The 21,129-nt window shown below is 66.8% G+C and carries 18 protein-coding genes; 14 read left to right on the top strand and 4 right to left on the bottom strand.

Annotated features, from left to right (window positions below):
* Positions 1-60: 60 nt before the first annotated feature.
* The 3 genes from JOF28_RS10385 (at position 61) to JOF28_RS10395 (ending at position 3,317) form a co-directional block, all read left to right on the top strand.
* The gene (locus tag JOF28_RS10385; protein ID WP_209705687.1) at positions 61-504 is read left to right on the top strand and encodes a PLD nuclease N-terminal domain-containing protein; all 444 of its coding nucleotides are present in this window, start codon (positions 61-63) and stop codon (positions 502-504) included.
* Complete coding sequence (menD, locus tag JOF28_RS10390) at positions 501-2,297, top strand: 2-succinyl-5-enolpyruvyl-6-hydroxy-3-cyclohexene-1-carboxylic-acid synthase (protein WP_209705688.1); 1,797 nt, start codon at positions 501-503, stop codon at positions 2,295-2,297. The genes JOF28_RS10385 and menD overlap by 4 nt, the downstream gene beginning before the upstream one ends.
* A gap of 99 nt (positions 2,298-2,396) precedes the next feature.
* The gene (locus tag JOF28_RS10395) at positions 2,397-3,317 is read left to right on the top strand and encodes a PPK2 family polyphosphate kinase (protein ID WP_209705689.1); all 921 of its coding nucleotides are present in this window, start codon (positions 2,397-2,399) and stop codon (positions 3,315-3,317) included.
* Between the two features lie 60 nt (positions 3,318-3,377).
* On the opposite strand, the gene JOF28_RS10400 is transcribed toward JOF28_RS10395, so the two are convergent.
* Complete coding sequence (locus tag JOF28_RS10400; RefSeq protein WP_209705690.1) at positions 3,378-4,655, bottom strand: isochorismate synthase; 1,278 nt, start codon at positions 4,653-4,655, stop codon at positions 3,378-3,380.
* A 135-nt stretch (positions 4,656-4,790) separates the two neighbouring features.
* Between JOF28_RS10400 and ubiE the strand changes: the two genes are divergently transcribed.
* From ubiE to JOF28_RS10420, 4 genes are all read left to right on the top strand, one after another.
* On the top strand, positions 4,791-5,840 hold the full coding sequence (gene ubiE, locus JOF28_RS10405) for a bifunctional demethylmenaquinone methyltransferase/2-methoxy-6-polyprenyl-1,4-benzoquinol methylase UbiE (protein WP_209705691.1): 1,050 nt from the start codon (positions 4,791-4,793) through the stop codon (positions 5,838-5,840).
* A gap of 41 nt (positions 5,841-5,881) precedes the next feature.
* On the top strand, positions 5,882-6,895 hold the full coding sequence (locus JOF28_RS10410) for a polyprenyl synthetase family protein (protein WP_209707011.1): 1,014 nt from the start codon (positions 5,882-5,884) through the stop codon (positions 6,893-6,895).
* 71 nt (positions 6,896-6,966) lie between these two features.
* A complete protein-coding gene (locus tag JOF28_RS10415) occupies positions 6,967-8,340 on the top strand; it encodes an FAD-dependent oxidoreductase (RefSeq protein WP_209705692.1) in 1,374 nt (457 codons plus the stop codon).
* 348 nt (positions 8,341-8,688) lie between these two features.
* The gene (locus JOF28_RS10420; RefSeq protein WP_209705693.1) at positions 8,689-10,425 is read left to right on the top strand and encodes a dihydroxyacetone kinase subunit DhaK; all 1,737 of its coding nucleotides are present in this window, start codon (positions 8,689-8,691) and stop codon (positions 10,423-10,425) included.
* A 102-nt stretch (positions 10,426-10,527) separates the two neighbouring features.
* Here the strand turns inward: JOF28_RS10420 and JOF28_RS10425 are convergent, their stop codons facing one another.
* Positions 10,528-11,304, bottom strand: coding sequence for a FadR/GntR family transcriptional regulator (locus JOF28_RS10425; RefSeq protein WP_209705694.1), 777 nt, complete (start codon positions 11,302-11,304; stop codon positions 10,528-10,530).
* Positions 11,305-11,343: 39 nt separating this feature from the next.
* Between JOF28_RS10425 and JOF28_RS10430 the strand changes: the two genes are divergently transcribed.
* Together JOF28_RS10430 and JOF28_RS10435 are read left to right on the top strand one after the other, a co-directional pair.
* Complete coding sequence (locus tag JOF28_RS10430; protein WP_209705695.1) at positions 11,344-12,264, top strand: carbon-nitrogen hydrolase family protein; 921 nt, start codon at positions 11,344-11,346, stop codon at positions 12,262-12,264.
* Between the two features lie 60 nt (positions 12,265-12,324).
* Complete coding sequence (locus tag JOF28_RS10435; protein WP_209705696.1) at positions 12,325-13,665, top strand: APC family permease; 1,341 nt, start codon at positions 12,325-12,327, stop codon at positions 13,663-13,665.
* A 24-nt stretch (positions 13,666-13,689) separates the two neighbouring features.
* Here the strand turns inward: JOF28_RS10435 and JOF28_RS10440 are convergent, their stop codons facing one another.
* Positions 13,690-14,529 carry a Sir2 family NAD-dependent protein deacetylase gene (locus JOF28_RS10440; RefSeq protein ID WP_209705697.1) on the bottom strand — a complete coding sequence of 280 codons (840 nt, stop codon included), beginning with the start codon at positions 14,527-14,529 and terminating at the stop codon, positions 13,690-13,692.
* An 18-nt stretch (positions 14,530-14,547) separates the two neighbouring features.
* Positions 14,548-16,221, bottom strand: a complete 1,674-nt coding sequence (locus JOF28_RS10445) for a PucR family transcriptional regulator (protein ID WP_209705698.1) — start codon at positions 16,219-16,221, stop codon at positions 14,548-14,550.
* A gap of 83 nt (positions 16,222-16,304) precedes the next feature.
* Here JOF28_RS10445 and lysA point away from each other — a divergent pair, with 83 nt between their 5' ends.
* From lysA to pyrE, 5 genes are all read left to right on the top strand, one after another.
* Complete coding sequence (gene lysA / locus JOF28_RS10450; protein WP_209705699.1) at positions 16,305-17,657, top strand: diaminopimelate decarboxylase; 1,353 nt, start codon at positions 16,305-16,307, stop codon at positions 17,655-17,657.
* Between the two features lie 106 nt (positions 17,658-17,763).
* Positions 17,764-18,690, top strand: a complete 927-nt coding sequence (locus tag JOF28_RS10455) for an ABC transporter substrate-binding protein (protein WP_209705700.1) — start codon at positions 17,764-17,766, stop codon at positions 18,688-18,690.
* The gene (locus JOF28_RS10460) at positions 18,687-19,655 is read left to right on the top strand and encodes an amino acid ABC transporter permease (RefSeq protein ID WP_209705701.1); all 969 of its coding nucleotides are present in this window, start codon (positions 18,687-18,689) and stop codon (positions 19,653-19,655) included. Before JOF28_RS10455 ends, JOF28_RS10460 begins: the two co-directional genes overlap by 4 nt.
* Positions 19,652-20,467: an amino acid ABC transporter ATP-binding protein gene (locus JOF28_RS10465; protein ID WP_245189932.1), complete on the top strand. Its 816-nt coding sequence runs from the start codon at positions 19,652-19,654 to the stop codon at positions 20,465-20,467. The genes JOF28_RS10460 and JOF28_RS10465 overlap by 4 nt, the downstream gene beginning before the upstream one ends.
* A 60-nt stretch (positions 20,468-20,527) precedes the next feature.
* Positions 20,528-21,082, top strand: a complete 555-nt coding sequence (gene pyrE / locus JOF28_RS10470) for an orotate phosphoribosyltransferase (protein ID WP_209705702.1) — start codon at positions 20,528-20,530, stop codon at positions 21,080-21,082.
* Positions 21,083-21,129 lie beyond the last annotated feature (47 nt).

Consider the following 21,129-nt stretch of genomic DNA (forward strand, 5'->3'; position numbering starts at 1 on the left):
CCTGAACGGCCTCGCAACGGGCGCGCATCTTGGGCCTCCCAGAGTGGGTAACATGGGGGCATGGTGCGCTTTGTCATTATCGGAATTGTCATTGCGGTGGCGTTCACGCTGTTCGCGCTCGTGGACGCGGCTATGACCGACCACAATCGTGCCCGCGGGGTGCCCAAATCAGTGTGGGTGGTGCTGATCGTGCTGCTGCCGGTCATCGGCGGCATTCTGTGGTTCGTGATCGGTAAGGGCGACAGCGCGATGGTGCCGCCCCGGGCTCCCGACGACGACCCCCGGTTCACGGGCACCAAGCTGTCGAGCACCGAGCTCAATACGCACATGGCTGATCTTGAGAAGCGGCTGCTCGAGCTCGACGATGAGGTGTTTCCCGGCGAGGCTGGCAAGGCCAAGCCTGCATCGGGCGCGACCGACGCTGGCCGCACCGAGACGCCCCCGACCGCCCCGGGCACCGACGAGCCAAAGGGCCCCCGCACCGACGGTGACACGACCCCGTGACCGCCCCCGCAGCCGCCTCGATTTTCTCGGTGGAGCTGCTCGCTGAGCTGATTCGCCGCGGCGTGCAAGACGTAGTGGTGTGCCCCGGATCGCGTTCGCAAGCCCTCGCGCTGGCCGCCGCTGCCGCAGAACAAGCCGGATCAATCAGGCTGCACGTGCGCATCGACGAACGGTCGGCCGGGTTCTTCGCGCTGGGCCTGGGGCGCGAAACCGGGCTGCCCGCCCCCATCATCGTGACGAGTGGCTCAGCCGTCGCCCACCTGATGCCCGCCGTGCTTGAAGCGCACGAGTCTCGGGTGCCGATGCTGCTGCTCACCGCAGACCGGCCCGCAAGCCTCCACGGAATTCGCAGCAACCAGACGACGAGCCAAGCTGGCATTCTCGGCCCGGCCGCGCGATTGTCGCTCGATATTGAAGCGCCCGAATTTGGTGCGAACGGTGATCTCGTGCGCGCGGATGGCCGCGATCCGGCCGCCCTCGCACCGCTCGCGCTCGCGGCGGCACTGGGCAGGCCCGGGCGCACACCGGCCGGGCCCGTGCAACTGAATATCGCCTTTGTTGAACCACTTTCGGGTACCCAGGGGTTTGAATCCATGATCGCGCAGGGGTTCGCCGCCGCCGCGGTCGAAGGGGATGCCGCGCGCGCGGCCCGCGAGGCTGCGGCTGCAGCTGCAGCGCCCGCGGGCCCAAGCGACGACCGTGACGAGCAGACCTATGTGCACCGCGGCGACGCGCTCGCCGTGGTGATCGCGGGCGAGGGAGCGGGCGCCGAGGCCGAGGCCTTCGCGCACGCGGCCGGCCTGCCACTCATCGCCGAGGTCGTGAGCGGTGCACGGTTTGGGCGCGAAGCGATCACCGCGTACGCCACCCTCATCGATGACCCGGCGGTGGGCGCGCTCACCGAGCAGGCCATCGTGTTTGGGCACCCGACCCTCACTCGCCAGCTGCCCGCGCTGCTGAAGCGCGACGACGTCGACGTTGTGGTGGTTGACCCGCACACGGGCACCGACCACTATGACCCGTCGCGTGGCGCCCGCGTGGTGCAGCGTGCCACCGTCGCCGCAGACCACGATCCCCGCGCCCTGCGCCGCTGGTTGGGCGCCTGGCTGACGGCCGATCTCGCGCTGCGCGATGAGCGCAGCACCGCACACGAACCCGATCTGGGGGCGGCCCTCGCCACCGGTTACAAAGAGCGCAGCGCATACGCACGCGCCGAAGTGGCCGCGATGCGTGAGCCCATCACCCGCGAACTGCTCGCCGAAAGTGTGTGGCGGGCCAGCTGGCCGCATGACCGGCTGGTGCTCGCGGCCTCCCGCATGGTGCGGGTGCTCGACTCTCTCGCGCAGCCGCGCAAGGTGAACGTGCACGCGAGCCGTGGCCTTGCCGGCATCGACGGCACGGTCGCCACCGCCCGCGGTATCGCGGCGGCTAGCCAGGGCACCGATGACCCCCGGCTTGCTGCCGGCACCACCCGCGTGCTGCTGGGCGATTTGGCCCTGCTGCACGACGCCGGATCCCTGCTGCTCACCGAGGGCGAGCTGCGCCCGCGGGTGCAGCTGTTTGTGGCCAACGATGGTGGCGGCACCATCTTCAGTGGGCTCGAGGTCGCAGACACCACCCCCGCTGACAGCTTTGCCCGGGTGATGACGACGCCGCAGCAGGTGCCGCTCGAGACCCTCGCCGCGGCCTACGGCTGGCGCTATCGCAGGGTGACCACGCGCGCCGAGCTCGAAGAACTGTTGATCTCGCAGGTCACCGGCCCCGAGCTGATTGACGTGCCGATTTTCGCGTAGCGGCCACCTTTCGCACGCGACAAATGTTGTTGTTTTTCGCAACACGAGTGACAGCGTGATCTGCCCGCCGATAGGCTGGCGAGGTCGAAAGGAACCGCAATGGGGCAGGTCGCAGTAGATCAGGCGTACACAAACGAGGTCACCGATACGGGTGAAAAATTTTGGCGGAAAGACGTCGCAGACCTGCTTCGGGTGCGCGAGGGTTTTCAGCTGAGCGAGATTGATCCAGATTCACTACCGGGTACGCACGCCTCGAAAGCCGAGGGCCACGCTGAGCTGCTCCGTTCCGAGCAGCCCCTGCGTGAGCTGCAGGAGCGACTGCTCGCGCGCAGCTGGGCCGGATCACGCGATCGCGTGCTCGTGGTCTTGCAGGCGATGGATGCCGCCGGCAAGGGCGGCGTCGTCAACCACGTGTTTGGTGAGATCGAACCATACGGGCTGGGACTAGCCGCGTTTAAGGCGCCCACCGCTGAAGAGCGCGCCCACGATTTTCTGTGGCGCGTGGAACCAAAGGTGCCAGTGCCCGGGGTGATCGGGGTGTTTGACCGGTCGCACTACGAAGATGTGCTCGTGCAGCGGGTGCACCAGTTCGCCCCGCCCGAAGAGATCGAGCGCCGCTACGGCGCGATCAATGAGTTTGAGAAGCGCATGTCAGACGATGGCGTGCACATCATCAAGATCATGATGCATATTTCGCCTGAAGAGCAGTACCGCAGGCTCTCTTCGCGTCTCGACGAGCCCACGAAGCACTGGAAGTACAGCGAGAGCGACGCCAACGAGCGGGGCTTCTGGGCGCAGCACATGGAGGCGTTCCAGATTGCCATCGAGCGCACCCATACCGCTCATGCGCCCTGGTACATCGTGCCGGCAAACTCGAAGTGGTACGCCCGCGTGGCGATTCAGCGCATCGTCATCCAAAAGCTTGAGCAGCTGGGGCTGACCTGGCCTCCCGGTGACTTTGACCTTGAGGCTGAGCGTGCGCGCCTCGACGCCACGAGCGGCCTCACCTGGCCGGCCTAGCACCTGGGCCACACCTCAGGCCGCAGGTCTGACACCCGATGCCGAGGCGTGAGCGCGCAGTTAGCGCGCGAACGCCTCGGTGACCGGGCGAAATTTTGAGACCGTTTCGCGCAGCTCGCCCGCGGGGTCTGAGCCTGCGACGATGCCGCCGCCGGCGCTCGCGATAATCTCGCGGGTGCCGGTTGCGGGGTCAGCCTCGCCGAGCTGCGCGCACCGCAGCGCGATCGCCCACTCGCCGTCGCCCGCCTGATCGATCCAGCCCACCGCGCCCGAGTACCGGCCCCGGTCGAAGGGCTCGAGCGCGTCAATGGCCGCGATGGCCCCCGCGGTGGGGGTGCCGGCTACCGCGGCAGTCGGATGCAGGGCATCGACGAGCGAGAGCGAGGATCCGGCTTCGCCAAGATTCGCGCCCAGATCGGTCGCGAGGTGCCACACATTGGGCAGCTCGAGCGCAAATGGTTCTTCGCTCGTGCGCAGGCTGGTGACGTGCGGCGCGAGCGCGGTGACCACGCTCTGCACCGCGAACGAGTGCTCGTGCTGCTCTTTCGAACTCGTGAGCAGGTCGGTGCGGGCGCGGGCATCGTGCGCGGCGTCTTCGGGGTGGCGACCCCGGGTGCCGGCGAGCACGCGGGCCGACACCGAACCGCCGGTGGAGCGCACGAGCGTTTCGGGGCTCGCGCCGATGAGGCCGTCGACGGCGTAGGTCCAGCAGTCGAGGTAGCGGTCAGCGAGCCGGCCGATGGGCGTGCGCAGATCGGCGTCGGCATCGAGTGACCCGCGCACCTGCCGGGCGATCACGATTTTTTCGAGCTCGCCACGCGCGATGCGGTCATCGGCCTCGCGCACTCCGGCGAGATATGCCGACACCGAGGGGGCCGCTTGCTCACGCAAATCGGCAAACGCGACACCAGGCCAGAAGCCTGCGGCCGTGGCCTGCGGCAGATCGGCCGCGCTCACATGATCGGCAGCGGAGTCGGCGGGATGCTGATCAGTGGACAGGTCGGTGACCCGCGTCACCCACCACAGATCGCGGTGCCGCGCCACGATGGTGCTGGGCACGATCAGGGTGCTGGCGGTCGCGCTGCTCGACGCGAATGCGAACGCGCCAAACGCCACGAGGCCTGAGCCGGGCATATGCACCGGATCATCGACCGTGGCCGCCTCAGAGATGAGTCGCCACGCTTCCGCCGCATCGCGAAACCGGGTGGGGCCGTGAAAGGTGAGGCGCAGCGCCTCACCGATGCCGACGGCACCGCGGTCGCCACGCAGCCACGCAAGCGGTGCGGCGGGGTCAGTAAGGGGGAGCAGATCGACGCCGCCTGCAAGGGGGCGTGTCACCGCGTGAAGACGGGGTGTGCTGGGTGTTGACACCCCACTAATCTACCCGTGCGGGCTGAAAGTGAGGTGCCGAGGGTCGCAAAGCTGAACACAAAGCGGCGACGGCCAGCTCACGCCCGGCAACAACGGGATAGCATGGAGCCTGTGACTCGCCCAGACACTTCCACCAAGCACGCCGACGAGGTTTCGGCCATGTTCGATGAGGTTTCCCCCAGATATGACCTCATAAACGACGTGCTGACGGTGGGTAACGACCGCCTCTGGCGCATCGCGACCACGAAAGCGGTCGGACCTCGCAAGGGAATGCGCATTCTTGACCTGGCAGCCGGCACCGGCACCTCGTCAGCCGCCCTCGCCGCACACGGCGCCCACGTCGTCGCTGCAGACTTCTCTGAAGGCATGCTCGCCGAGGGGCGTAAGCGCCAGGCAGGCAACGATCTCATCGAGTTCGTGTGGGCCGATGCGACCCAGCTGCCCTTCGAAGACAACAGCTTTGACGCCGCCACCATCTCCTATGGCCTGCGCAACGTCAACGACCCGCGCAAGGCCATCGCCGAGATGCGCCGCGTCGTGAAGCCCGGCGGCCGCGTCGTGATTGCCGAGTTCTCGACCCCGCCGTCGTCAGCGATTCGGGCACCGTATGCCTGGTACGGCAAGCACGTGCTGCCGCGCATCGCCGGTGCGATTAACCGCGAAGCCGCAGCCGCCTACAGCTACCTCAACGAGTCGATCGAGGCATGGCCGTCGCAAGACGAGCTCGCCTCGTGGCTGCGCGATGCCGGTCTCGAGCGGGTCGCCTACCGCAACCTCACGTTCGGTATCGTGGCGCTGCACCGCGGGTTCGTGCCGCGCGAGCCGGTCGTGGTGACCGCCGCCGATACGGCCGCTGCAAAGCCTGCCGAGCAGAAGCCTGCCGCGAAGAAGCCCGCGGCCAAGAAGCCTGCTGCTGCGGCGAAGCCCGCAGTCGCGAAAAAGCCGGCCGCGAAGAAGCCTGCAACGCTGAAGCCCGCTGCTGCCAAGCCTGCTGCTTCGGCTAAGCCGGCCGCTGCGAAGCCTGCCGCTACGGCGAAGCCTGCTGCTGCCGCGAAGCCGGTAGCGCCGAAGCCCGCCGCCGCGAAGCCCGCTGCGACAGATACTCCCGCGAAGCCCGCGGCCCAGCCAACGACCACCGGAGACGTACAGTGAGCCGACCCGCCGCCGCCGATACCGCCACCCAGGCGCTGCCCATGCGGTTGTTCCGCGGCGCGCAAGATAGGCGCCACGCAAAAGAGATCCAGGGACAGCTGGAGCAGATCGAAGCCGAGCTGATGACGCACCTCGCGTTCGCTTCGCCGGTCGCCGACGCTCCCGCCCGGTACCTCATGGAAGCCGGCGGCAAGCGCATCCGCCCCGTGCTCACCCTGCTCACTAGCGAACTGGGCTCTGGCCCCAACGAGCTCGTACGCCGGGCAGCACAGGCCGTCGAAATGACGCACCTGGCCTCGCTTTACCATGACGATGTGATGGACGACGCGCACCTGCGCCGCGGGGTGCCCTCGGCGCAGACCGTGTGGTCGAACTCGATCGCGATTCTCGCCGGTGACCTGCTGTTCGCCCGCGCTTCGACCCTCGTGTCGGGCATGGGCGAGGATGCAATCCTGTTGCAGGCCCGCACCTTCGAGCGTCTCTGCCTCGGTCAGCTGCACGAAACGGTCGGCCCGCAGGCTGGCGAAGACCCGATTCCGCACTACATTCAGGTGCTCGCTGACAAGACTGGCGCCCTGATCGCGACCGCCGCACGCATGGGAGTCATGTTCAGCGATGCTCCGGCCGAATACGCTGACGCGGTGACCGAGTACGGTGAGCGCATCGGCGTCGCCTTCCAGCTCATCGACGACGTCATCGATCTGTCTCCCAAGAAGGAACAGACCGGCAAGAAGGCGGGCACTGACCTGCGCGCCGGTGTCGCGACGCTGCCGCTGCTGCTGCTGCGCGAGAGCGCCGCCGCGGGCAACGCGGCAGACGCCGAGCTGCTCGCACGCATCGACGCGGGTGTTGCCGCGATCGCCGAGGGCGCAGACCCCGCCATCCTCGACCCCGAGGTCACCGCGCTGCGTGAGCACAACGTGACCCGCGAAACTGAGGAGACGGCTAGGCGCTGGGCCGCCGACGCGGTCGCAGCGCTCGACGTGCTGCCGAAGTCATCGGTGAAGCGTGCGCTCGAGCACATGGCCGACTCAATCGTTCACCGCGAGGGCTAACCCTAGCGAGCCGCGGGGCATCGCCCCACACAACTTTTCCGTTTCGGGAATGGAAGGAACTGACTGAAACGATGGAAACCATGCGACTGGCAATTGTTGGAGCTGGCCCCGCCGGTATCTATGCCGCCGACCTGCTGCAGAAGGCAGAGCGCGACTTCGAGGTCGAAATCGACCTCTTCGAGCAGCTTCCCGCCCCCTACGGGCTGGTGCGCTATGGCGTCTCGCCCGATCACCCGCGCATCAAGGGCATCATTAACGCCCTGCGCGACGTGCTCGACAGCGGCAGCGTGCGCTACTTCGGTAACGTGCGCTACGGCCAAGACGTGGTGCTTGACGACCTGAAGAAGCACTACCACGCGGTGATCTTCTCGACCGGCGCGATTCGCGATGCGGCGCTGTCGATTCCCGGTATTGACGCCGAGGGCTCATACGGCGCGGCCGATTACGTGAGCTGGTTCGACGGGCACCCCGATGTGCCGCGCACCTGGCCGCTCGAGGCGCAGTCGGTGGGCGTGATCGGCAACGGTAACGTCGCGCTCGACGTTTCGCGCATGCTGATCAAGCACGCCGATGACCTGCTGCCCACCGAGATTCCGCAGAACGTCTACGAGGGGCTGAAAGCGAACCCGATCGAAGAGCTGCACCTGTTTGGCCGCCGCGGCCCCAAGTACGTGAAGTTCACGCCGCTTGAGCTGCGCGAGCTGGGTGAATTGAACGACGTCGACATGGTGATCGACGAGCGTGACTTCGACCGCGAAGACGCCTACGCCGACGAGGTGCTGGCGAAGAACAAGCAGGTGCTCGTAATGACGCGCATCATGGACAAGTGGCGCAAGGATCAGCAGGAGCGCGAGGCCGCCGGTGAGCAGGCGTCACGCAAGCTGCACATGCACTTCTGGTCGAAGCCCGTCGAGGTTGTGACCGAAGACGGCCGCGTCACCGGCCTCAAGATCGAGCGCACCGCGCCCGATGGCGAGGGTGGCATCATCGACACCGGCGAGTTTGAGATTATTCCGATGCAGTCGCTGTACCGCGCGGTGGGCTACTTCGGTTCGCCCGTCGACGAGGTGCCCTTCGACGAGGCACGCGGCGTCATCCCCAACGCTCAGGGGCGCGTGCAGAACCTTGAGGGCGACCAGGTGCACGGCGTGTACGCGACCGGCTGGATCAAGCGCGGCCCCGTTGGCCTCATCGGCCACACGAAGTCTGACGCGATGGAGACCCTCGAGTCGCTGATGGCCGACCGCGCCACCTGGTGGCAGCCCGAGGCTCCGACCGCCGACGCGATCCCCGCGCTGCTGCAGGAGCGCAAGGTGCCCTACACCGATCTTGAAGGCTGGCACCGCCTCGACGAGCACGAGCTCGCCCTCGGCGCCGCCGAAGACCGCACCCGCATCAAGGTGGTGCCGCGCGACGAAATGACGCGCATCTCCCGCGGCGAATAATCGCAACCGAACATCTGCGCCGGATCAGGTGGCTTACGCAGCCACCCGATCCGGCGCTATTGTGCGTGCGGTGCCGGGCCTCGTCCCCACGCGTGATCATCAGTTGTCGCCGATTGCCTCCGCAAAACACATCACTGGGGTGTTCGGCGCGCCAAAGCCGCGTGCGGGGTCAGCGAATTCAGCCAGGTTTACTACTATTGGCGAGGTAATTACCGTGTTTGCGATCAGCGACCTCGACCTCGACCTCTTGCGATGAATGGTGTGCCAGATTTTCTGGGGCGGCGTTCGCGCAGCGGCCCGATGGGACTGCGACCGCGTTGTTTTCATGCTTTCGAAGGAGAACCGCCCTTGTCTGAATCCTCTCCCACCGAGCAGGCTGTGCCGACCACTCGGCTGTTTCTGCCCACCGACAACTCACTCGAGCTTGAGGCCCTTCGCGGTTTCGTGGCGTCGCACGGTGACACGCTGAGCCTCACCGAGGAGCCGCTGTTCGTATCGGTGCGCGAGACCAACCCGGCCCGCGTTGTCGGCCTGGTTTCTGGTGGTGGGTCGGGCCACGAGCCGCTGCACGCCGGGTTTGTGGGACAGGGCGGGCTTGATGCCGCCGTTCCCGGTCGCGTTTTCGCGAGCCCCCACAATACGCAGGTGCTGGAGGCCTCGAAGAAGGTTGCCGGTTCAGATGGCGTGCTGCTGATCGTCAAGAACTACACGGGTGACATCATCCACTTCGGTATCGCCGCCGAGCGCCTCGCCATGGAGGGCGTGCCCGTCGCGCAGATCGTTGTGGACGACGACGTCGCCACCGACGATCCCACCACGGGCACCGGCCGCCGCGGCACCGGCGCCACCGCCGTTGTTGAGAAGCTGCTCGGCGCACGCGCCGATCAGGGCGCCTCGCTTGCTGAGCTGGAGCAGCTCGGCAACGAGATCATCGCCGACAGCCGCAGCCTCGCCGTGGCCACCGGCCCGCTGACCTCGTTTGCGACCGGCGAAGAGGCCTTCGAGATCACCCCCGGCACCGTCGAGTACGGCATCGGCATTCACGGTGAGCCCGCCCCCGAGACGGTCCCCGCGACCAGCCTTGAGGCCCTCGTGAAGCGCATGACCGACGACATTCTCGCGTCGCTGCCCGGCGGCACCGATCGCGTGATCGCGGTCGTCAACGGCCTCGGCGGCGCCACCCCGCTCGAGCTCGGCGCCATCATGCACACGCTCGAGGCCAACCTCACGGCCCGCGCCATCACGATCGACAGCGCACTCGTGGGCACCTTCGTGTCGGCCCTCGACATGCGCGGCTTCATGATCACGCTCACCAAGAGTGACGATCAGCGCCGTGAGCTGTGGCTCGCCAAGGCCGCCCTGCCCGGCGTGCCCGCAACCTCGGCCTACGTGCCCGTGGTGCAGCCCAAGAGCGAGACCGCAGCCGTGTCGATCCCCGCAAACGCGATCGTCGACGCCGTCGCAGCTCGCGCCGCGGCCGCGCACGCCGCACTCACCCGCCTCGACCAGCTCGCCGGTGACGGCGACTTCGGCGACAACCTCGTATCGGGTGTCACCGGTGCCGCCAACGAAGCCGACGACAACGGCATCGAGCGTCTCGCACGCAGCTTCCTCGACAACGTGGGTGGCTCGAGCGGGCCGCTGATCGGCCTGCTGCTGTCGGCCGTGTCTGCCGCATTCGCAGACCAGGGCGAGAATATCAACTCGGTCGACGCCGCCGTGCGCTTCCGCACCGGCATCGCCGAGGGCCTCGCCGCCATTCAGCGCGTGGGCGGCGCCCAGCCCGGCGACCGCACCATGGTGGATGCGCTGCACGGCGCCGTCACCTGCACCGAAGACAACACGGTGGCCCTGTGCCGCGCGCTCATCGCGGGTGCGCAGCAGACCTCAGAGCTGCGCGCCAAGCGCGGCCGTGCAAGCTACGTTGGCGAGCGCGCACTGGGCGCTCCCGACGCTGGCGCGATCGGCGTCTCGATGGTGCTCACCACCATCGCCGGGTCGATTGACCCGGCCAACGCGGCCGAGTGCGCAGCACTCTTCACCGCGCTGCTCGACGAGCTGACCGCCGCCGCACAGGCCGCGTAACCTCACGCACACACTGGCGCCGGATCGGGCGGGCGAAAGCCCCCTGATCCGGCGCCGTTGTGTTTGCCCGCGACTACCCGCGGCCCGGTAGGCCCGCGGCGGTTAGCTGCGCGAGTCACCCGCAGCGGCCGCAGGCCGGCTCAGGCCAAAGAACATCTCTCGCCTAAGCGCGTCAACGTGCTGACGCGTCACCCGCACCGCGGCAGCGGGATCATTCGCGCGAAAAGCCGCCACCAATGCGCGGTGCTCACAGCGCGAATTCGACATCCGATCCATGGGATAGGGCACGTAGTACCGGGTGAGCGCCTCGTAATAGGCGGCGTAGGTCGCCGTCTCAGGCAGCCCGCTCATCTCGGCGCAGTAGAGGTGAAACTCGCGGTCGGGCAGGTGGTGTTCGAGCCAGCTTTCTGCCGCCTCAGAGCGATCGAGAAAGCTGTCGAGCACCGCGCACTGCGCGGGCGTCGCGGTCTGCGCCGCAGCGAAGACGATGGCGCTCTCCATCAGGCTGCGCTGATCAATGAGCCGGTGGATGGCCTGCTCGTCGGCGCGATACGCCACGACCGAGGAATCCTGCAGCTGCGGCGGGCTATCTGACACGAACGTGCCACCCCCGCGCCCGCGCCGACGCACGAGCACCCCATCTTCGACGAGGCTCTCGAGGGCGCGACGGGCGGTGATTTCGCTGACTTCGAGGCCCGAAGCGATGAGCGGGGTGCGCGGCAATTTGGTGCCCGGCGTGATGAGCGCGTGCTCAACCGCGAGCAAAATGCGTGCGCGCACCGTGTCGACCGCCGAGAGTCGCGTCGCGGCAGCAGCGCCGGGAGCATCAAACAGCGTCGAGGTGAGATCTGCCGCAACTTCACTACCTCGCGAATCCATGACTTGAGTATATCGAGACATTCGCATATATTGATCAAAATGAACACTTATCAGGCGGGGCAGGTGGCAGCGCTGCCGAGCGAAGACGGGCCACTCTTTATCGGCCTCGCACAGCGATCTCCCATCGCGTACGAAAACCCGCTGCCGCAGTTTCGTCGCGATGTCGCGGCAACGCTCGCGGCCCGGCCCGAGATTGGGCTGCTGGTGTACCCCGAGATGCACCTGCACGGTACCGAGCACCTCCCAGAGGCCGACCGGCCGGCGGCGTTGAAATCTGCCGCGGCAGCGCTCGACTCGACATTTGTGCAGGCGCTTGGCGAGATCGCCGCAGAGTTTCAGATCTGGTTGAGCCCGGGCAGCATCGGCGAGCGGGGCCCCAATGGCGAGTTTTATAACACCCAGCTGCTGTTTGATCCGGCCGGGCAGCTGCGCGCCCACTACCGCAAGATTTTCCCATGGCGGCCATTTGAGCCCCACCTCCCTGGCACCGAGTTTTCGGTGACTGAGATGGACAGCCTGGGGGCCGCGGGGCTCTCCATTTGCTACGACGCGTGGTTCCCCGAGCACTCCAGGCAGCTGGCCTGGTTGGGCGCCGATCTGGTGCTCAACATCGTAAAGACCACGAGCGACGACCGCGAACAAGAGCTGGCGCTCGCCCGGGCGAACGCAATCGTGAACCAGAACTACATGATCAGCGTGAACTGCGCAGGCCCGGTGGGCCGTGGCCGCAGCATCGCGGTGGGCCCCGAGGGTTGGGTGCTCGCTGAAGCCGGGCTCGGCGAGGAAACGCTGGTTGTGCCGTTCTCGCGCGCAGAGGTCACCCGGGTGCGCACCGAGGGCACCGCCGGATCCAACCGGCTGTGGCACCAGTTCGGCCCGACCGATGCGCCGGTGCCCCTGCCGATGTACGAGGGGCGCATCGACCCGCGCACCTGGACGCCGCGCACCACCGCTGATTAGAAGCACCACCCCTGCACTGCTGCACGCTGCACCCTGACTGACGATTAACAACGGAGTACCATGTCACAACCACCAACAGCGATCACGCTGAAACGCACGCTGAACCTGTCGTCGCTCGTCATCTTCGGCCTCGCGTATCTCACCCCACTGATCGTGCTGGGCATCTTTGGGGTCATCGCAGCAGAGACCGACGGGGCCAGTTCGAGTGCCTACCTCATCGCGCTCGTCGCCATGCTGTTCACGGCGAACAGCTACGGCCGCATGGCCTCGGCCTACCCCGAGGCCGGTTCGGCGTACACCTACGTGCGACGCACGATCGGCGGCCGCATCGGTTTTCTCGTCGGCTGGGCCACCATGCTCGACTACCTCTTCTTGCCCATGGTGATCTGGCTCATCGGCGGCTCGTACCTGCAGGCCCAGTTCCCCGGCATTCCCATGCCGGTGTGGATTCTCGGCTTCATCGTGCTCACCACCGCGCTGAACATCATCGGCATCAAGGTGGCCGACCGGGTGAACCTCATCTTGATGTCGTTCCAGATTCTCGTGATCGTATTCTTCGTGGCGCTCGCCTTCGCTGAAGTGGCGCGCACCGACGGGGCCGCGGGCCTCATTAGTACCTCACCGTTCGTGGGCGAGGACTTCGGGCTCACGGGCATCACTGCCGGCGCCGCCATCGCCGCGTACTCGTTCCTCGGCTTTGACGCGGTCACAACGCTCACCGAAGAAACGATCGAACCTAAGAAAACCGTGCCCAAGGCGATCATGTTGATCGCGCTGATCGGCGGCGGTATCTTCGTGCTCGTGTCATACGCGGTGCAGCTCGTGCACCCCGGTGGCGTGTTTGAAAACTCTGACGCGGCAGCATTCGAAATCGCCGTGCGCATCGGCGGCGCCTTCTTCGGCGCCGTGTTCTTGGCGGCGCTCGTCGTCGCTCAGTTCACCTCGGGTATCGCGGCGCAGGCCGCGGGCAGCCGCTTGCTGTTCGCAATGGGCCGCGACGGCGTACTGCCCAAGCGCATCTTCGGCGTGCTCAACCGCCGGTTCCACACCCCGCTGTTCAGCATTCTCGCGATCGCCCTCGTTGGGGTCATCGCGATCTTCATGGACGTGGCTACCTCCACCTCGTTCATCAACTTCGGCGCATTCATCGCGTTTACGATGGTCAACCTGTCGGTCATCGTGTTCTGGGCGAAGCGGCGCAAGGCCGGTGAACACCTGAACGTGTTCCTCTACCTGCTGTGCCCGATCATCGGCGTGCTCGTGATTTTGTTCTTGCTCGTGCAGCTCGACATTCACGCCATCACACTCGGCAGCATTTGGGTCGCTGTCGGCGTGATCATTCTCGCCGTGGTCACCCGCGGGTTCCGTCACCAGCCTCCGTCGCTCGCGGTCACCGAGTAGCGATTGATCACCCGGTGCTGCGGCTCACCCCAACAGGTCGGCCGCGGCACCGAGCACCTCGCTCGTGCCGCCCTCGATGCGCAGCGTGGTCGAGGCGCGGGCATCGACGGCGGTCGGGCCATGATTGATCACCACAATCGGCAGCCCTAAGCGTTCGGCCCGGTGCACGAGCCGCATGCCCGTGTTCACCGCGAGCGAAGTGCCCGCAAGAATCAGGCTGCCGGCGTGCTCCACCAGCGCCGCCGCCGATTGAAACACGGGCGTGGGCACCATTTCACCAAAGTAGACGACGTCGGGCCGCAAGATCCCGCCGCACGCCTCACACTCGGGCACCGCGACACCCGCCAACTGGGTGACCTCGGCGTCACCGTCGGGTGCGATCTGGGCGTGCGCGTGCGCCTCGGCATACCCGGGGTTGCGTGCGTCAAACTGCGCGAGCACCGTGGCACGCGTGAACGTGCGATGGCAGCGGGTGCACACGATGACATCGCCACGACCGTGCAGCTCGACAACGGTGCGCGATCCGGCAGCGCGGTGTAGCCCGTCGACGTTTTGCGTCGCCACCCCCGTGACGTGCCCGCCCATTTCGAGCCGGGCCAGCGCGAGATGCCCGGTGTTGGGGCTGAGGCCCGACATGCGGGCCGCGCCCACGCGGGCACCGGCCCAAAACCTGCGGCGGTAGGCCTCATCGGCCATGAACTCACTGATGCGCATGGGGGTGCGGGGCGGGGATCCGGCGCCGCGATAATCGGGGATGCCAGAGTCGGTTGACAGGCCCGCGCCCGTGAGCACCGCCGCGGGGCCCGCGGCCACGATCTCGGCGAGCCGCGCCAGCTCGGCAGATGGGTGGGAGTCGTGCTGCACGGGGCCTCCGATCGGGCCTCACGCGACGGGCGTGTGAGGCGGGGTGTCAGCGCGTAACTGCAACCACACTGCCAGCATCATATCTGGCTCGCCCAGGGGCAGCTCGGTGTGCTGCTCGATCTGGCGCAGCCGGTACCGCACTGTGTTCTCGTGCACGCCGAGGGCGCGGGCCGTGCGCGCGATGCTGCCAAAGCTCGCGCACCAGGCCGCGAGCGTGGTTGCGAACTCGGGGGAGTCTGTCATTAGGGCACGCAGCGCCGGATCGCGCAGCTCGGGGGCCGCCGCAAATAGCTTCTCGACCTGTTCAAACAGCAGCCGCGGCCGCAGCAGATCAACCGTCACGATGCGGGCGGCAGGTGGTGCGGGGGAGCCCGCCTGCTCGGGGGTCGCGAACCTTGGCGCCGGGCCCGCCGCGAGCGCGAGCAGCCGGTCGGCGATCTCTCGCAGCCCCGCCACCGAGCTTGCCCGGTGCGCGATGCCGGGCAGTGCCACCAGCGTGCCCGGGGTGATCAGCCGATCAATGATCGGCAGCAGCGGGGCCACGAGCTCACCGAGGGGGCGCGTGGGATCGTGCGTGACGAGCGCGTAGACGCTCGTGCCGCGGGTGAGGGTCACCGTTTCAGTGTGGTGTAGCGAGAGGTGGCGCTGCACCGTCGACCGCAGCTGTGCCAGCACCGAACCGTGCTCGACCGCGGGCGGGCTGAACGCGAGCAGTGCGGCGCCGCGCTCCTCGGTCATACCCAGCTCGGCGAGCTCGCTGCCCACCACCTGATGCCCGTCGAGCAGGGTGCGCAGCCGATTCTCGCGTGGAATCTGGGTGGCATTGCGCACCTGAATGTTGTCGAGCATGTGGGCGGCGGCCACCGACGCGGCCGTCACCACCCGCTCACGCTGCTCGGCGGTCAGCCCGGGCTCACCCGAGGCATCGATCACCCAGATCGTGCCGAGCGGCAGCCGGCCCGCCCGAATCGCCATCGCCACACGGGGCTCCTCGTCACCGAGCCGCGGGTACTTAATCGGTTCGGTGGCGCGCAGCACGGTGCGGTACTGGTCATCATTAAACGGCGACCCTGGCACCTGGCGGGTCAAAATGCCCTGGGTTCTCAGTGCGTCGATGAGCTGCCCGGGCACTGACGAGTACGCGATGATGCGGCGCCCAAGATCTTCGACAGCCACCGAGCCGCCGAAGAAACTCGCGAGCTCGTTGGCGAGCGCATACAGTGGCTCGGTGCCGCGGTTGCGGTGCGCATCTTCGCTGTGGCGCCGCTCCCCAAACGACTGCGCGAGCAGCGCGTCGAAGAGCCGCCAGCTCAGCCGCTCGGGCAGCCGCAAAAACACGAGCCCGCGACGGTGCGCGATGGCGCCAAGCATCGGCAGATCATCATCGACGCACTTGATTGCGACCGCCGCGGCCCCCGCAGCCACCGCGTGCTGCGCGAGCTGCTCATACGCCGCCGCATCGCCGCCCCCGGCCGACGGCGCCAGCAACACCACATCGGGGTCACCTGCCTGCACATCAAACGGATCGTAAAACTCGGCACCGCGCACTTCACGGCCGCCGTTAGCCTGGCCGATCTGCGCACACACGTGCTCACCGAGCTCAGCCAGTAGTTCGTGCAGCGTCATGGTGCGCAGCACATCATCGCGCACGGGCACACCGTCCACCGGGCTTGGAGCTTTCACCGAATCCATACGTTGAAGTTATCTGAAAACTACAAAACTTGCGAGGGCATTGCGCAATAGTGTGGACAAGCAACGACGCGAACGGAGACAACATGGCAACGACGTCAGCGCCCCTCACCACGGCAGCGCACACGCGGCACGCACAGCCCGCCCCCACCGGCACCCGCCTCGGCGAACTCTGGGATGTGCTCCCCGAAGAATCAGGCAGCACCCCCGAAGGCACCCTCACCCTCGGCGGAGTCAGCGTCACCGCACTCGCCGAAGAATATGGCACCCCGCTGCACATCGTCGACGAAACCGGCCTGCGCCGCCAAATCAGACGCTTCATCGACGGGCTGCGCGAACGCTGGCCCAACTCAGAAGTGCTCTACGCCTCAAAGTCACTGCCCGCCGTGGGCATGTACCGCGTCGCCCAAGAAGAAGGCCTCTCCGTCGACATCGCCGGCGGCGGCGAACTCCAGCTCGCGCTCGCCGCAGGGGTCGACCCCGCACGGCTCTACTTTCACGGCAACGCGAAGACCGAGGCCGAGCTGCGCATGGCGCTCGACGCGGGCGTCGGCACCATCATCGTCGACAACGAAGACGAACTCGACCGGCTCGAGCGCGTCATTACCCGCCCCCAGCGGCTGCTGTTGCGCGTGATCCCCGGCGTTGAAGCCGAGACACACGCCTCGCAGGCCACCGGCGGCAACGACTCGAAGTTTGGGCTGCCCATGGATCAGGCCGGGCACGCCATCGATCGCATGCGCGCCCACCCGCTGATGGAGTTTGAGGGAGTGCACCTGCACATCGGGTCGCAGATTCTCAACACCCGCCAGTTCGCGCAGGCCGTCGAAAACATTTCGTCGGTGGGCACGTTCGCCACCTACGACGTGGGCGGCGGGCTCGGCGTGAAGTACACCTATGACGAGCAAGCCCCCAAGGTGGAGGACTACCTCGACTCGATCGTGCAGGCCGCCCGCGCGCACCTGCCAGCAGAGGCCAAGATCATGATCGAGCCGGGCCGGGCAATCGTGGCCCGCGCAGGCGTCACCCTCTATCGGGTGGTGTCGGTGAAGCGCACGGGCAAGGTGTTCGTCGCCGTCGACGGTGGCCTCGCCGATCAGATGGATATTGCCCTCACCGACCAGCGCTACGAAGCGATCATCGCCGATCGGCTCACCGAACCGTGGACGGAAGAGGCGCAGCTGGTGGGGCGCCAGTGCGAATCTGGCGACCTGCTCGTCGACCGCGCCGCGTTTCCGCCCGCCCGCGTGGGCGACCTCGTCGTGATGCCCACCACCGGCGCCTACGCCTACACCATGTCAAACAACTACAACGGTGCGCTGAAGCCCGCCATCGTGTTCGTGAAGGATGGCGCAGCCCGCCTGGTCACGAGGCGAGAGACCTACGCCGATCTCCTCGCCACACACGAGCCCGCGATCACCGCACCGTCAGGCCAGTAATCTCTTGCCCGGCCCACACCCCGTGGGCCGGGCAACGTGCTTTCTGGGCATCCAGCCCACTACCCCCGCTGTCGCAGTACCCCCTTTCAACGATGAAGGAACCCCGATGAAGAAGACACCCCTAACCCTGCTCGCCACCGCCGCCGCCGCGCTCGCCCTCGTGCTCACCGGATGCTCTTCGGGAGCGGGGGAGTCAGACGCCGCCGACACCGGCCTGAACCTGCCCGCAGGTGATGAGATCAGCACGACCACTGATCCGGAGCTCACCAAGCTGCTGCCCGCCGAGATCATCGAAAAGGGCACGATCAACGTGGCCGTCGATATTCCGTTCCCGCCCATGGCGATGTACGACGAGAAGAACCGCGAGATTGGGTTTGATCCCGAGCTGGCGCGGTTGCTCGGCCAGAAGCTGGGCGTGAATGTATCGCTGAACAAGCAGGCGTTCGACTCGGTGATTCCGTCGCTGCAGGCCGACAAGAACGACATCATTATGAGCGGCATGAATGATACGCCCGAGCGCCAGAAGACCTTGAGCTTCATCGATTACACCCACGGCGGCTTTGCGATCGCGGTGAAGAAGGGCAACCCCGACAACATCACCACGCAGCAAGACCTGTGCGGCATGACGGTGTCGGTGCAGAAAGCGACCGTGCAGGGCGACCTGCTGCGGGCGATGGACTGTGACGTGAAGGTGATGGAGCTGCCGGGTGACCTCGACGCCCAGACCGCACTGCGCGCCGGCAAGAGCCAGGCCTACGTCGCCGACGCAGTGGTCGCCGAGTACGTCGTCGCCACCACCGAAGACGGCGAAGCGTTCGACATTGTGCGCGACCCCATCAACCCCGCGGGTTTCAACCCCGTCTTCAGCGGCATCGGTGTGCTGAAGTCAGACACCGAACTGATCGACGCGGTGCAGCAGGCGCTGCAGGCCCTGATCGAAGATGGCACCTACCAAGAGGTGCTTGACCGCAGCAACATTGGCGCCTACGCGGTGGAGGCCTCCAAGGTGAACCAGGGAGCTGACGCAGAATGACGGTCACGGTAGACCAGCTGCAGCTCGGCACCGACGACGATGTCGTCGCGGTGCCGCTGCGCCGGCCGTGGCGCTGGATCAGCGCCATCGTCGTCTTGGCCCTCGTGGTCAGTTTCGTGGCCGCCATCGCCACGAACCCCAACCTCGACTTCGACACGGTGGGCGAGTTCGTCTTCGACCCCCGCATCATCGAGGGCGTGTGGCTCACCCTCGTCATTACCGTCGTATCAATGGTGGTCTCGACCCTGCTCTCCATCGTGATCGCGGCGATGCGCCTCGCCACAAACCCCGTGCTCACCACCGTGGCGTGGTTCTACGTGTGGGCATTTCGCGGCACCCCCGTGCTCGTGCAGATCGTGCTCTGGGGCTACCTCGGCCTGCTCTTTGACAAGATCACCCTCGGGGTGCCGCTCACCGACGTGGTGTTCTGGCAGATGGACACCAACTCGCTCGTCACCCCGTTTGTTGCGGGTCTGCTCGCGCTCACCCTCAACCAGGCCGCGTACTCGTCAGAGATCGTGCGCGCGGGCATGATGTCGGTGGATGAGGGGCAGCGCGAAGCCGCCTACTCACTCGGCATGGCCCCGCTGTACACCTTCCGCCGCGTACTGCTGCCCCAGGCCATGCGCGTCATCATTCCGCCCATGGGCAACGAGCTCATCTCGATGCTGAAGAACACCTCGCTGCTGTCAGTGATCGCGGTGATGGAGCTGTACACGCAGGCCTCGGTAATCTCGTCATCGAACCTGAAACAGGTGGAGCTACTCATCGTGGTGAGCCTGTGGTACCTCTTCATGACCAGCGTGCTGTCGGTGCCGCAGTACTACCTCGAGCGCCGGTACGGCCGCGGCAGCAGCCGCAACCTGCCCCTCACCCCGCTGCAGCGCCTGCGCGCGGCCGCCAATAAGCGCAAGCCCGGGCCGCCGCCCGCCCCGCCAACCGAGATTGTGAGCGTAGTGGTATGACGATCGTGACTGATAACCAGGCGCCCGCCCGCCCAGGCGCACACCAGCCGGGCGAATCACTCGTCGAAATTCGGCGCGTGCGCAAAAGCTTCGGCAACCATCAGGTGCTGCGCGATGTTTCGCTCGCGGTGCCCGCCGGCACCGTCACGGTGCTGCTGGGCCCCTCGGGCTCGGGCAAATCGACGCTGCTGCGCTGCGTGAATCACCTCGAGACCATCGACGGCGGCCGCATCATCGTCGACGGTGAGCTGATCGGCTACCGCCAGGCGGGGGCAAAAACCCACGAGATGACGCCCAGGCAGATCGCGAAGCAGCGCCGCAGCATTGGCATGGTGTTTCAAAAGTTCAACCTGTTTCCGCACCTCACCGCGCTCGAGAACGTGTGCGAAGCCCCCATCGGGGTGGTGCGGCGCAGCAAGAGCCAGGCGCGTGCGCGGGCCATCGAACTGCTCGACCGCGTGGGGCTCGCCGATTTCGCGGGCCACTACCCGGCGCAGCTGTCGGGTGGCCAGCAGCAGCGCGTGGCGATTGCCCGCGCGCTCGCCATGGATCCCAAACTGATGCTGTTTGACGAGCCGACGAGCGCGCTCGACCCCGAGCTCGTGGGTGACGTACTCGACGTGATGCGTGAGCTCGCTCGCGAGGGCATGACCATGATCGTGGTGACCCACGAGATCGGGTTCGCCCGCGGCGTCGCCGACCAGGTGGTGTTCATGGACGGCGGGGTCGTGGTTGAAGCAGGAACGCCCGAGGACGTGCTCGGAAACCCGCAGCGCCAGCGCACCCGCAACTTCCTCGAGAGCGTGAAATAACGCGATGCGATATTGCCCGGTGGCCCCACGAGGGGTGGGGCTGCCGGGTAGAATCGCGGTATGACCACCGCGCGCGAACAGCTGATTGAACTCATCACGAGCGAGGCCGTGTTTCACGGCGACTTTACGCTCACCAGTGGCAAGAAGGCCACCTACTACATCGACCTGCGCAAGCTGTCGCTCGACCACCGGGCCGCGCCCCTGATCGGCCAGGTCATGCTCGACCTGATCGACGACATCGACGGCGTCGTCGCCGTCGGCGGGCTCACCATGGGCGCCGACCCCATCGCCTCGGCGATCATGCACCAGGGCGTCGCCCAGGGCAAGATGTACGACTCATTCGTCGTGCGCAAGGAGCCCAAGGATCACGGCCGTGGCCGCCAGGTTGAGGGCCCCGATCTCAACGGCAAGCGCGTCATCGTCGTCGAAGATACCTCAACGACGGGCGGCTCACCGCTCGCCGCCATCGAAGCCCTTAAGAAGGTCGGCGCCGAGGTTGTGGCCGTGGCCGTGGTCGTTGACCGCCAGGCCCCCGCCAAGGCACGCATTGAAGAAGCCGGGTACGAGTACCGCTTCGCAATCGGCCTCGAAGACCTGGGCCTCGACCCCCAGTAGCTTGCTCGGCCGGTGAGCCTCCCTGCCGCGCTGACACAGGTCGCGGC

Origin of the sequence: Leucobacter exalbidus (genome assembly GCF_017834145.1) — a bacterium.
GTDB classification, from domain to species: Bacteria; Actinomycetota; Actinomycetes; order Actinomycetales; family Microbacteriaceae; genus Leucobacter; species Leucobacter exalbidus.

Bases quoted from the DNA above. Each gene is read 5' to 3' on its own strand.
- JOF28_RS10385 (WP_209705687.1), top strand. From the start codon at position 61: ATGGTGCGCTTTGTCATTATCGGAATTGTCATTGCGGTGGCGTTCACG.
- JOF28_RS10430 (WP_209705695.1), top strand. From the start codon at position 11,344: ATGAACACTTATCAGGCGGGGCAGGTGGCAGCGCTGCCGAGCGAAGAC.
- lysA (WP_209705699.1), top strand. From the start codon at position 16,305: ATGGCAACGACGTCAGCGCCCCTCACCACGGCAGCGCACACGCGGCAC.
- JOF28_RS10445 (WP_209705698.1), bottom strand. From the start codon at position 16,221: ATGGATTCGGTGAAAGCTCCAAGCCCGGTGGACGGTGTGCCCGTGCGC.
- JOF28_RS10425 (WP_209705694.1), bottom strand. From the start codon at position 11,304: ATGGATTCGCGAGGTAGTGAAGTTGCGGCAGATCTCACCTCGACGCTG.
- JOF28_RS10415 (WP_209705692.1), top strand. From the start codon at position 6,967: ATGGAAACCATGCGACTGGCAATTGTTGGAGCTGGCCCCGCCGGTATC.
- JOF28_RS10410 (WP_209707011.1), top strand. From the start codon at position 5,882: ATGCGGTTGTTCCGCGGCGCGCAAGATAGGCGCCACGCAAAAGAGATC.
- ubiE (WP_209705691.1), top strand. From the start codon at position 4,791: ATGGAGCCTGTGACTCGCCCAGACACTTCCACCAAGCACGCCGACGAG.
- JOF28_RS10435 (WP_209705696.1), top strand. From the start codon at position 12,325: ATGTCACAACCACCAACAGCGATCACGCTGAAACGCACGCTGAACCTG.
- JOF28_RS10460 (WP_209705701.1), top strand. From the start codon at position 18,687: ATGACGGTCACGGTAGACCAGCTGCAGCTCGGCACCGACGACGATGTC.
- pyrE (WP_209705702.1), top strand. From the start codon at position 20,528: ATGACCACCGCGCGCGAACAGCTGATTGAACTCATCACGAGCGAGGCC.
- JOF28_RS10455 (WP_209705700.1), top strand. From the start codon at position 17,764: ATGAAGAAGACACCCCTAACCCTGCTCGCCACCGCCGCCGCCGCGCTC.
- JOF28_RS10395 (WP_209705689.1), top strand. From the start codon at position 2,397: ATGGGGCAGGTCGCAGTAGATCAGGCGTACACAAACGAGGTCACCGAT.
- JOF28_RS10465 (WP_245189932.1), top strand. From the start codon at position 19,652: ATGACGATCGTGACTGATAACCAGGCGCCCGCCCGCCCAGGCGCACAC.